The sequence below is a fragment of the Rothia sp. HMSC064F07 genome (genome assembly GCF_001837265.1).
Classification (GTDB): Bacteria; Actinomycetota; Actinomycetes; order Actinomycetales; family Micrococcaceae; genus Rothia; species Rothia mucilaginosa.
Map to the genome: position 1 here is coordinate 32,821 of NZ_KV831924.1, position 11,994 is coordinate 44,814.

The 11,994-nt window shown below is 50.0% G+C and carries 8 protein-coding genes; all 8 read right to left on the minus strand.

Annotated elements, in window-relative coordinates:
* Positions 1-132: 132 nt before the first annotated feature.
* Positions 133-1,383, minus strand: a complete 1,251-nt coding sequence (locus HMPREF2712_RS02040; protein ID WP_070819139.1) for a multidrug effflux MFS transporter — start codon at positions 1,381-1,383, stop codon at positions 133-135.
* 777 nt (positions 1,384-2,160) lie between these two features.
* The gene (locus HMPREF2712_RS02045) at positions 2,161-2,829 is read right to left on the minus strand and encodes a nucleoside/nucleotide kinase family protein (protein ID WP_070648822.1); all 669 of its coding nucleotides are present in this window, start codon (positions 2,827-2,829) and stop codon (positions 2,161-2,163) included.
* The gene (locus HMPREF2712_RS02050) at positions 2,826-3,317 is read right to left on the minus strand and encodes a low molecular weight protein-tyrosine-phosphatase (protein WP_070819140.1); all 492 of its coding nucleotides are present in this window, start codon (positions 3,315-3,317) and stop codon (positions 2,826-2,828) included. Before HMPREF2712_RS02050 ends, HMPREF2712_RS02045 begins: the two co-directional genes overlap by 4 nt.
* A 124-nt stretch (positions 3,318-3,441) precedes the next feature.
* Positions 3,442-4,929, minus strand: a complete 1,488-nt coding sequence (locus tag HMPREF2712_RS02055) for a pentapeptide repeat-containing protein (RefSeq protein ID WP_070819141.1) — start codon at positions 4,927-4,929, stop codon at positions 3,442-3,444.
* A 309-nt stretch (positions 4,930-5,238) separates the two neighbouring features.
* Positions 5,239-6,492 carry a pentapeptide repeat-containing protein gene (locus tag HMPREF2712_RS02060; RefSeq protein ID WP_070819142.1) on the minus strand — a complete coding sequence of 418 codons (1,254 nt, stop codon included), beginning with the start codon at positions 6,490-6,492 and terminating at the stop codon, positions 5,239-5,241.
* A gap of 141 nt (positions 6,493-6,633) precedes the next feature.
* Complete coding sequence (locus tag HMPREF2712_RS02065) at positions 6,634-8,130, minus strand: pentapeptide repeat-containing protein (protein WP_070819143.1); 1,497 nt, start codon at positions 8,128-8,130, stop codon at positions 6,634-6,636.
* A 142-nt stretch (positions 8,131-8,272) separates the two neighbouring features.
* The gene (locus tag HMPREF2712_RS02070) at positions 8,273-9,937 is read right to left on the minus strand and encodes a pentapeptide repeat-containing protein (protein WP_246828655.1); all 1,665 of its coding nucleotides are present in this window, start codon (positions 9,935-9,937) and stop codon (positions 8,273-8,275) included.
* Between the two features lie 135 nt (positions 9,938-10,072).
* Positions 10,073-11,994: hypothetical protein (locus HMPREF2712_RS02075; protein WP_168167584.1), on the minus strand; the 1,922-nt coding region annotated here is incomplete at its 5' end.

Sequence of the window (11,994 nt, forward strand, 5' to 3'; positions counted from 1 at the left end):
GACACCCTGAGGGCGCATCCGGAAAACGCGGCAGCCCCTACGCTTCATGTACGGGCACAGCAAAGCCCCGGACGCGCAACCCTTAGCGGGTCGCCCATCCGGGGCTTTAGCTACACAAAAATCAACAACAGGCTAGTGGCCCGCCGCCGGAGCCTCATGGCTCTTGCCGTCAGCCGAGTAGTCCGAATCCTTACGCGGCGTAGTCCACAGCACCAGCGCCGTCAGGACCGCGAAACCAAAAATGGAGAAGCCCATCGGCAGGTACTCATGCTCACCGGCAAACGACACCAGCGGCGCCGCCAACGCACCCAGCATCGCCTGAACCGTACCCATCACCGCCGAAGCACTACCCGCCATGTGGCGCGCCTCGTTCAACGCCAACGCCGAAGCATTACCAAAAATCAGGCCGCACGAGCTGGTCAGCAGGAACAGCAGAACCAGCGTCGGCACCAGCGAAATACCGATAAGGAAGCTAACCACCAGCAGCGAAGACACCACCAGCAGGCTAACCACGCCGATATTCACGATGCGACGCTGCGCCACACGACCAACCAGCTTCGTTGCAATCGCACTGAACAGCACAATACCAATCGAGTTCACACCGAACACGATCGTGAACTCAGTCTCGGACAAGCCCAGAATCTTCTGCAACACAAACGTCGAACCGGAAATATACGAGAACAACGCACCAAACGCGAAGCACATCGTCAGCATAAAACCCAGGTAGCGGCGAATCTTGAAGACCTTCGGCAGCTCCGAGTACACGCTCAGGGCAGTGCCCTGGTAGCGTTCCTCCACCGGCAGGGTCTCCTTAATCACGAAGATTACGCCGAGCATCATAATCGCGGTAATCACGCCCAGCACATGGAAAATATCGCGCCAGCTACCCCACGACAGCACCCAGCCACCAAACAGCGGCGCAAGCACCGGCGCGAAGCCGTTAATCATCATCATGACGCCCATGAGCTTAGCGGTCGCCAGACCCTCAGTCGTATCAGCCACGATAGAACGCGCCAGCACCGCACCAATCGAACCGGTGAAGCCCATCATGAAACGCGCAAGAATCAGCAGCTCAATATTCGGCGCGAAACCACACGCCACCGTCGCAATGAAACAAACCACCGCACCGATCAGCAGCGGCTTGCGGCGGCCCGTCTTATCCGACAGCGGACCCACGACCAGCTGGCCGAGCGCCATACCCACCATGAACGCGCTCAACGTCAGGGAGGCGTTCGTGCTGGTGGTGTTCAGATTCTCAGCGACTGCGGGCAGCGCCGCCAGGTACATATCCGTAGCGAGCGGCGCGATAGCGGTCAACAGCGCCAGAACAACAATGAAAAGGGGCGATAGCCCGAAGGAGGTCTTAACCGACTTCGAAGACATTAGTCTTAGTTTTTCTTTCTGTGTGATGCGCGTGCAACGGCGCCTGCGGCTCTACAAGACGTGGATGCGGCGGTACCGGATCCGGGGGTGAGCTTGCGCAGGCTGGAAGCACAACTTGTTCACGGTAGCAGAATTGGGCGTGGCTTCGTAAGTTAAATGTTTGATATTTTTTTGAGCTGGGTTGGGAGGGCTCCGCTTGGTTCCTTCGTGCTCAGCCTTCTGGCTGGCTTGGAAGGCGGCGCTCACCTGCGCAGGTACAGCAAAGGGACGGTGTTATCCACGCTCCTACAGGGGCACCCGTCCTCGCTTCGCTTCGGACACCCTGATGTCGCTTACGGATAACACCGCCCCTTGAGCGGCTTGGCTTATCCTGCCGCTCAGCCCCCCCCAGCGCTGAAGAAATATTTGAGAAATATTCTTGAGAAGCATTGCTCGGGGCGACCGCATAACTTACGTTGGTCATACCACACGATACGACCGGAGGGGCAACCTCAGATGCGCAACCACTATTACAAATATTTGCTAGGCATCCTGCTGCTCATAGCTTGCGTCTTGCTTGCAATCCTCGCTGTGCTTTCTAACAACAACCCGGGTAACGGCAAAGACGGCACTGCCTCCACGCACGCGCCGAGCAGTACTTCAACCTACTGGGATAAAGACCGCATGGAATCCGCTAGCCCAGCTCCCATGCCTCAGTAAAACTGCCGCTGAATAGCCGTAGGGCCCAATGCCTCGAGATACACGAAGCATTGGGCCCTACTGTCTTGTAGGCGGCTGTTACTGCGCCGCGCTGTCGTAGATGAAGTCCACGGTCGCGTAGTCTTCCGGGATTTCGGCGAGCAGCGCCTCCTCCTGCGCCGCCCAGCGTTCCCAGTGCGGGCGGAACGTGTCACCGTCACGAGCCATAGCGCGTTCGCGGCGCACCTCGTCCGGGGCGGTTGCGAGGATACGCACCTCGCAGGCGCCAGCAATCGCGCCGACACCCTCACAGATGATGACCTGCGTAGCCGCCGGGTCGACGGTGCGCACCTCACCGGGCGCGCCCGCCTCCCAATCCCAGGGGGTGTAGGTTCCGGCAATGCCTTCGGTGAGCTGCACGGAGAGTGCATCCCACGCCTCCACGCCGTCGAAGAGGCCGTCCCAGCCGGGGTAGAAGTCGTCCAGGTGCAGCACGTGCACGCTGTGTCCGGCGGCGGTGAGCTCCTGCTCAAGCTGCGCGGCGAGACTGGTTTTGCCGGTGCCGCTACGGCCGTCAATGCCGATAATCAGCGGGATCTGCGCGAAGTCGGCAAGGAACTGCGCACGGAATTCGGTGAATTCGGCGGTGTCCATGTCAAAGTCGTTACCGATGCCGTGCTCCAGACGCAGCATGTCTTTGCAAAGCTCCAGGATTTCGGTGGTGCCGGTGACGCGGCGGTTCTGGTTCAGGGGGATACGCTGACTCACTGCGCGTCACCTTTCTGCTTGAGGTGGTTGATGAGGCCGCGTGCGGCGGCGTCAATGAGGTCGGTGGTGTACACGAAGTCGCGTTCGCTACCGTACCAGGGGTCGTAGATGCCGAGCTGGTCCAGGTGGGTGGTGGTGACCTTCGGGTCGAAGCTGCGCATCATACGGATTTTGGCTTTGTCGTCCTCGTTGCGGGCGAGGGATTTGAGACGTAGGTAGTGGGGTGCGTCCATGGCGAGGATGAGGTCGTTGCGGTCGAAGTCCTCGACGGTGAAGACGCTGGCGCGGTGCGCGGACGGGTCGATACCGCGGGTGGTGAGCTGCGCGGCGGCGCGCGGGTCGATGCGGTTGCCTTCTTCTTCGTTGCTGATGCCGCTGGAGGTGACGGTGACGGGCACGCCGGCTTCTTGGGCGTGCTGGCGGATGAGGTATTCGCCGACGGGGGAGCGGCAGATGTTGCCGGTGCAGACAGTCATGATTCGGTACATGGTTCTAGTGTATCGGTGGGGTGGCGGGCGTGGCACAGCCCCGCTGCATCAGAGGATACAGGCGGGGCTGTGCTAGTGAGCTACCCAGGATGTGATTTCCCGGCGACAGAGGTAATGGCGGGTTTTACTTTGCCGGGTCGCTTATGTGGGTGTATTTCTTGCTTTCTTCATTCCATGAATTGGGGTTGAAAAGTACTGCTCTGTGGGGAATTGTGCGGGGTCCGTAATCGAGTTCTGCACTGCCAAGCTTAATAGGCTGGCTGTCGAAACGAACGGAGAAGTTGCTGTCTTCCCAGTTGACCCGGTCAGAGAATCGGGCAGTGCCAGAGTCATCTGCAAATATAGGTGCATACTTTTCGAAATATGCGCCTTCGAAGCTTGTGCATCTGATGAACTTCGCACCCCCGAATCTTGTGCATCTGATGAACTTCGCGCCCCTGAAGTCTACGTTTTCGGTGAAGGTCGCCGTGCTGAAGTTTGCGTCTTGGGAGAAGGTCGCGTTCCTGAAGTCTGTTTCTCCGTTGAAGGTTGTGTTGTTGAAGTAGGCATCTCCGTTAAAGGTTATGTTCTCGAAGTGGGTTTCTCCGTTGAAGGTTGTGTTACCGAAGTGTGTTTCTCCGGCAAAGGTCGTATTCCATACAAACGCGTTGCTGAAATATGCGTCTTTGGCGAAGGTCGCATGCAAGAACTCTGCTTTTCCGGTGAAGGTCGAATACCAGAAGTATGCATTTCCGGTGAAGGTCGAATGCCAAAAGTATGCGTCCGTGAAAGCCGCGCCTCTGAAGTTTGCATCTCCGGCGAACTTTGTGTCTCGGAAATTTGCTTCACCGTAGAATCGGGTAGAGGCAAAATTACCTTGTTCAATGGTGAGGTTATTCAAAGGGTAGAAAATGGGCGCGCGGCTAAAGTTGAACTCAAAGGTGCTCCATGCGCCGGGGGTAACGGTTACCTCCGCACTCTTATCCACGCTGACAGTGCTGCTACGCTTGCTCATTTCCTCAAAAATGGCGCGGCGTACATCCTGCTCTTCACAAAGCTGTGCCCGGTCTAAGGTGAAGTCGCCGTCGTAGCCATCTGTGGTGTGGTCTTTTTCTAAAACTTCGCGTTTCTCTGCCAGCGGGAAGGACGAACGAATATAGGAGCAGAGGTTATTGATAATAACCTGCCCTTCTTTTTGCTGTTCTTCTGACTCGAGGGTGTCGTCAGCAAGCCATTCATCAACGAGGCCTACAAGGGTATAGATACCGCCCAAACGGACGGTTGCTTTTTCGCTAGCCAGCTGTTCTACGGCCTTGGTGTAGCGGCTACGTCGTTCCGCATACACCTGACGGGTATGGTCGTTCTCGTTTTTCTCTTTCTCTTGGTTATTCTTCCGGTGAGTCTCCGAGAGTGTGAGCATAGTTAGGGCTCCTGCTAAGACCGCGAGGATACCCTGACGGACGGAAACAACGGTGTTGCCATCATTGGTGAGCCCGGGGATTATCGGGGGAACGAAAAAAGCGCAAGGAACCCCAATCACGGCTAACAAAATGAGGACTGTATAAAACCAGTTTCTACTCCACCAGCTGGGCTCCTGTTGGGGCTTTTGGGGATCTTTAATCGGTTTAGTCATATCCCTATCTCTATCTCCTTTTGAGAGGAACGGTCACCTTTCAGCATAGTGCAAAACTGTCTGACATGGGTTGCTGTCAGATATAAACGAAGCCTCAGCTTGGGGCAGTACGGTGACGGGCGGATGCGCTCGCTGCGGGCGCAAAAAGGCCCCGCCGACGAGGGGCCGGCGGGACCTTTTAAAGATAAAACCAATCAATATTTTATAGAACTAAAATAAATCCATTGAAATCTGCAGGAACTAAAAATATATTGCATAATCGAATTTTGTAACATCTTTGAATGTGAAACAAAAGTCTATGCTTATAAATTATTCTGAATCAGCATCAGATCTATTGGCGATAGTAGATCCATCAAAAAAAGCAGACCCTTTGAATTTTGTATTGTTGAAATCTGCAGATTCCTTGAAATTAGCGTCGCTGAAATCTACATTAGTAAATACAGTGGCGTCAAAGTTTACAGATTTATCGAAACATGAATTTCTGAAGGTTGCGATGCTGTTAAATTCAGCGCGGCTGAAATCTGACTCTGAAAAGAAAGAGCTTTCAAAATTTGATATATTATGGAAGGTCGCATTTTCAAAGTAAGCGGGGCTTTCAAAGTATGTTTGGCTAAAATCGAGCAAATCCTCGAAAATGGTTGACGAGAAAGAAATATGCCCCAAAAATATGCTGTTACTGAAATTTGTGTAGTCTTTAAAAATGGCATCCGAAAAATTCATTGCAGATTTAAAGAAAACCCCGTGGAAATATACTGGATAGAAGAAAGTTGCGTAGGAAAAATCATAAGAAAATGATGGCCATAGTTCTGAATAGATGCTTTCATTCCCATCTTCATCCAAGGCGCCAGAAATATTGCATCTAGATTTAATTTCGGCTAGAATTGCTCTGCGTACATCTTGTTCTTCGCGAAGCTTTTTCTGGTCTGCTGTAAAATCTCCATTGTATTTTTTCAACTCATTATCTGTTGGGTTTTTCTTCTCGAGAAAATGTTTATTTTCTGCAAGGGGAAAAGGTGAACGGATATAAGCACAGAGAGTGTCGATAATAGCCTGGCCTTCTTTCTTCCCTACTATAATGTCGACACCTTCATCTGTGAACCATTCATCGACAAGACTTACGAGAGTATATATTCCTCCCAAGCGGACGATAGCTTTTTCATCACCAAGTTGTTCGACAGCTTTAGTATATCGGCCGCGGCGCTCTGCCTGAACCTGGCGAATATGGTCACGGTCGTTCTTCTTGACATCTTCCTCGTACTTTTTGATATCAGCATCGACTTTACGGCGGTCGACCTGGTTTTTCCTCCAATTGGTTTGCAGGAGGGTTAGAATTGCGATAATGCCGCCAGTTAGGTAAAGAAGATGTAACCGGAGCTGGTCAACATGGATGGGGTCCATGTTGAAGCAAAACCACAGTATAAGGGGAACAAATAACGCGGCGGCGCCCCCTCCGACTCCAAGGCAGATAAGAGTTTTGGTGAAACTGCGAATATACCAAGGGTCTTCAGTGGATGGTGGGGGCGCCTTAGTCTCTAAATTTAACGAAGTATCTTGTACTGACATGTGAGAGTTCTCCTGTCTTCTCTGATAGGAACGGTTACCATTCATCATAGCGCATAAGCTGCCTGGCAGGAGCTTATAAATGAAGGCCCCGCCGACGAGGGGTCGGCGGGGCCTTAAACAACCTTTTGTGTGCCCATCTGGCTATTTTGCAGGAGAGCTCATATCGAGGTAATTATTTTCTTTTTTACTCCAAGAATCAGGGTCAAAAATCATTGTTCCCATCGGAATTTCGTAATCGTCATTTTTGAATGAGGTATGACCGAGAGTAATACCAAAAGCACTTTTTGATGATACTGAAAAATTGTGTTCCCTAGATTTTGTTTTATATGAGAATACGGCAGGTGCATATAGGCAATCGTGGGGATGTGCATCCGGTATATGTATATGTTCGATAAATATTGGATCCTGTGAAAACTCCACATCTTTAAAAGATATCGGCCCTTCGAAGAGTGAAGGGGCGAAGCCTGCGGATTTAATGAATTGGGCCCCTTCAAAAGTGACTTTTTGTTTAAAAGCTGATTTGAAAGATGCGGATAAATTAAATTTAGCCCAGTTAAAACTTACATTGCCAACAAAGAAAGCATCATCAAACTCTGCATCTCCATAAAATACTGCGTCTGTAAAGTCGGTGGTGCCAAAGAAGTGTGAATTATTGAAAAATGCTTGACCATAGAATTTTGCGCCATGGAATGAAGAATTGACGTATGTAAGGTACTGAAGGAAATAAAATATGGGGGCATTGGAGAAATTGAAGTTAAAGTCACTCCAAGTGCCGACAATTTTTCTGTTGTTTGTATTATCTGGATCTATATCAACTGTAATTCTTTTATTTATTTCTTCGAATATGGATTTGCGAATATTTGCTTCTTCAAAAAACTTTTCTTGGTCTCCTGAAAAGTCCCCTTTGTAAGTGTCCGGAGGGGTTTCTAGTTCGAGGACATCCCGCATCTCGGCGAGATGAAAAGGTGAACGAATGTAGGCGCAAAGATTATTGATGATAACTTGTCCTTCCATGCGCCGGACTTTAGTTTCTTTTATACCCTCATCTGCGAGCCATTCATCAACAAGGCCTACAAGAGTATATATACCACCTAATCGAATTACTGCTTCTTTACTGGCGAGCTGTTCAATGGCGTTGCTGTAACGACTGCGACGTTCTGAATGTACTTGACGATTATATTCTTGGTTATCTTTTTCTTTCTGTGCTGCAATCTGTTCTCTTTGGGATTCTAGTTGGCTGTTGAGTTGTTCTTTAAGGTTTTCCTTTTGGTTAATTAACTGTTTTTCAAATTGATTTTTTTGTTCATCAAATTTATCTTTTTCAAGATTATTTTTGCGATGGGTCTCACCAAGAGTGATGACACCTAAGATGCCACCAGTAGTGTACAGAAGAAGCTGTCGTAGAGTTGGTCCATCATCACCCTTGTTAAATCCAGAGTTAAGAGCAATAGGTAGGAAGAAGGCCGTGATACCTCCTAGAAATGCGATTGCACCAAGCCAACAATAGAATACTTTCCAATTGCGTATTAGAGGTATTTTATCTTTTATTTCAGATTTGTTTGTGGCAATTAGGAATAGCGTAATCAATACTGTAAATATGACGAGTAGAGACCAAGCTATAATTGCATCTGAACGCATATGTTCAGTTCTCCTGTCTTCATTGAACGAAACGGTCTCTTTTTAGGATACCGGAAGTCTATTGGATATGGACTGTTGCTGGCCAAAAGTACAGACCCCGCCAGCGCTGGATGCACGGGCGGGGTCTGCGTGTGGGGCTTCCTCAACGGCGGGGCCTCTGGATACTACTGCGCAGGCTCACTAACGCGGGTGTACTCCTGCTGCTCTTCGTCCCAGGAATCCGGGTCGTACAGCACAGCACCGATAGGGAGAACGAACGTTCTATTAAGAAGCGTCGCCTCGCCGCAGCTGAAACCGTGCGGGCTCTCCGGGCGCGCCTCGAACAGGTAATCCTGCGGATCCGCCTGTGCCGAGAACCGCGCCCTCTGCAGCCGCCTCTCCAAAGCCTCAAAGGACGGCTTAACATACGCGAAGCTAGTCTGCCTGAAATCCGCCTTCTGACCGAACGTCGCATCCGCGAAGTAGGCGCCCTCAAAGCTCGCCCGTTGAAGCTCACCTCCCGCGCGAACGTCGCCTTGTAGAAGCCGACATGCGCCGTGAACGTCGCCTTACTAAAGTCGGCATCCTGCGCGAAGGTCGCGTTACTGAAGTTCGCTCCCTGCGGGAAGTCCATCTCATAGCGCGTCCTCGGAAGCGCAATAAAAGACGCCCGGCTGAACGTGGCGTCGCCGTCGAACCGCGCCCCACCAAAATCCTCGTACTGCGTGAAGGACGCCCCGCTAAAGTCCGCCGCGCTCGCAAAGCGTACGTTGCTGAACATTGCGGACTGCTTGGTGACTACACCGGCAAAGCGCGCGGCCCCGCCGAACAGCGACTTGGAGAACACCGCCGGGCGGTTGAAGACCGACGCGGCGAAGTGTGCTTCATCGTGGAACGTGGAGGCGGTGAATACTGCCTTTCCGTCGAAGGTGACCGCCGCGAAGCTGGCTATGCCCGCGGTGTTCAAGCGTGAAAAGTCGGCGTCGGACTCGAAGGAGGCTACCGCGAAGTCAGCCACAGCTGAAAAGACCGCATCTGAGAAGTCAGTCTCGCCGGTGAAGGTTACGGTTGCGAAGCTTGCCGTGTCTGCAAAGCGTGCCCCGCTGAACTCTGCCGCGCCTGCGAAGTGCGCGGCGCTGAACCCCACCCAGTCGTTGAAGTTCGCGCCGTGGAAGGATGCGTCAGCCGTGAACTGTGCCGCGGAAAAGCTGGTGTCACCGTGGAAGGTTGCGCCGGAAAAATCCGCCGGACCGTAGAAGGTCGCGGAGGCAAAATCGGCGTTCTGAAAGTGCAGCTGCCGTAGCGGGTAGAAGATGGGCGCGCCGCCAAAGTCGAAGCGCAAATCAGACCATGTCGGCGATAGCGACGGCACCGTATGCTGGCTTTCCCCGTTACCTTTTTCGTTGCGCTCGGTGACCGCGGCGAAGCGGCGGCTGAACTCCGTGAAGACTGTGCGGCGCACCAACTGCTCTTCGCGTAGCGCCACCTGATCGCGCGCGAAGTTGCCTTCGTACCCTTCGGGGGCCCCGCCTGATTCTAGGACCTGGCGTTTCTGTGCGAGGGGGTAGGGCGTGCGGATGCACCCGGTCAGCGCGTCGATAATGGTCTGGGCTTCTTCACGGCGTACTTGCGTGGGGAGGGAGGCGTCGGTGAGCCATCCGTCCGCGAGGTTTACGAGCGTGAATACCGCGCCGAGGCGTGTGGCGGGCTGCCCGTCGAGGAATTGTTCGAGGGCGTGCGTGTAGCGTTCGCGCCGCCCGGCCTGCTGGTTGAGTGCCGGGGTGTTTTTGCGTTGCCGTAGCGCAGTTAAGAGTTTGTTGAGGTTCATGGCGGTGTGCCCTTCCTGCTCCGGTGCTGGCTTATATCCAGCATAGGGGAGGACCCCGCCCCTTTGCGCTCGCGGTGGGCAAAAGAAAAGCCCCGCCTGCACGGTATATGCAGGCGGGGAATACACATAAACTTTTTATTTATGTGGCGGCTTTTTAGAATTCTCTATATATTCTGCATAGAATATCTCTTTAAGTGAATACCTAGTTTGAACATATTCACATTTTCCCGTGTGGAGATTGTATCCATGCTTGGAACCATCAAATTTTTCGATGCGATAACCTCCTGGAATTTTAACTTGAGATTCTGCTAATTTATTTGGAATCACTTTCCCATTCTCCACTTCTTCCCCATAGCTATTTCTCTCTTGGTTGTATTCAGGGGTGAATATATGAACTGATTCAGGTTTTGATTCTGCGATTACACCGAAGGCAATAGATTTTTTTTCTTTGATGTCGTTGGAGAAAACGCAGGAATAGTCTGTCTCAACCGACCCCAGAGTGTCCCCGGGGCTTGTTACTATATCGCTAAAACCTTTTGTTATATTTGGGATAAGCCAAGAGCTAATCGATGATATTAAAATTACAGAGAGTGTAGTCATTATTAAGGCCGTTCCATTTTCTTCACGAGTCCTTGAACGTATTTCTGTTGTGCTTTTGAGTTCATATTTCTTGTCTAAAATATTTCTTAAGGAGACGTTGCAAAGGGTAAACGAAATAAATATTGCCGTTAATAAAAATATAATTATTTCTTTATGCGAAAGAATTTTTAATATTTGATAGTTTATAAGAGCGCAGAAGAAGGTGAGGGCTGATGAAATAGAGATTATCATAAAGTAGATACATTCCACTTCCCTTTTTATATTTTCTTTTCTACCTCTGAGGATTATTTTTTCAGCACCGTTGACACATTGGGGGAGGAGGAAATAGGGGATAAATGATATGTATCCTATTAGTAGCAGGGAGAAGGCCATTGTCAGCCAAATATATTTACTGTCCGTAAATTGAATTGCTGTAATTTGAATTGCAGTACTTAGATTACCTTTTGTTACCTGTGTGTTGTGGATTAGCGCAAGCATAAATACTATAGATGCTGTTAAAGGTAGAAGCGGAAGTACTAGCTTTATGTGGGAGATGATAGTTGACCGAGTGGACTTTTCCTCTGGGTCTAATATTATTCTCTTGGCTTTTTGGCGTCGTTTGTTTTTTAAAATTTCTTCGATGATAATGATGATTGAAGTTGTGCTACTGAGGTTGGCTGCGATAGAAAGGACAAGGAAAATAAGTAGTACAAATCCGATGTCAGGGTCGTTGAAAAATTCTTTGAGGAGTGTTGGGGTTGTCCTGTAGGCATGTCGATCGTATAGGGTAGTGGAAAATGTGTCGACTCCGAGGACAAAGAGTGCTACCGCAAAGATGGCAAAGGTAGGAATAAGTGTAAACATTATATAGTGTAAGGACTTTTCTGCTCCAGTGTAGGTCTTACCTTTTCGGCCGCTGGCTACTTTGCGCAAAAAGATAAAAATTTTGCGCAAAAAGATAAAAATTATTTCGATTATTTTAAAAACCATATCGGCTGCAACGAAAAAAGTGAAAATCGTAACGAATGCAATGAAAAAACTAAGAACAGTAATGTTTCCAATATATTTAAAATAATATAGAATGAATGGCGTGATGATTGATATTGTAATAACTAATATAGATATTGTTGCAAGTGGTTTTTTTGTGTTATTTTTGAAAATTGCGCAAATTCGATTGAAGAAACAGAGGGTGAAAATGTATAGGGAAATTATTAGGTGGAAGGTGGTTGACTGGGCAGTGGTTCGTAGATTAGCAATTTTTGCCAAGTCATTATCAGAGTATTCACTAAAATTGGAGGGTAGTTTTCGACTCTCTTCCAGGTGATTATAGGAAATTTCGACAATAGCAAATAGATAATTTACTGTGAATATTAAGGATGCTGAGGCGAGTGAAAATAGTATCCAGTATATTATTGGGTTATCTGAAAAGAAATTATCGAAATCTGTCTTTTCTTTGCTGGAATCCAGGTTGATGTTCC

Bases quoted from the DNA above. Each gene is read 5' to 3' on its own strand.
- HMPREF2712_RS02055 (WP_070819141.1), bottom strand. From the start codon at position 4,929: ATGACTAAACCGATTAAAGATCCCCAAAAGCCCCAACAGGAGCCCAGC.
- HMPREF2712_RS02050 (WP_070819140.1), bottom strand. From the start codon at position 3,317: ATGTACCGAATCATGACTGTCTGCACCGGCAACATCTGCCGCTCCCCC.
- HMPREF2712_RS02040 (WP_070819139.1), bottom strand. From the start codon at position 1,383: ATGTCTTCGAAGTCGGTTAAGACCTCCTTCGGGCTATCGCCCCTTTTC.
- HMPREF2712_RS02060 (WP_070819142.1), bottom strand. From the start codon at position 6,492: ATGTCAGTACAAGATACTTCGTTAAATTTAGAGACTAAGGCGCCCCCA.
- HMPREF2712_RS02065 (WP_070819143.1), bottom strand. From the start codon at position 8,130: ATGCGTTCAGATGCAATTATAGCTTGGTCTCTACTCGTCATATTTACA.
- HMPREF2712_RS02070 (WP_246828655.1), bottom strand. From the start codon at position 9,937: ATGAACCTCAACAAACTCTTAACTGCGCTACGGCAACGCAAAAACACC.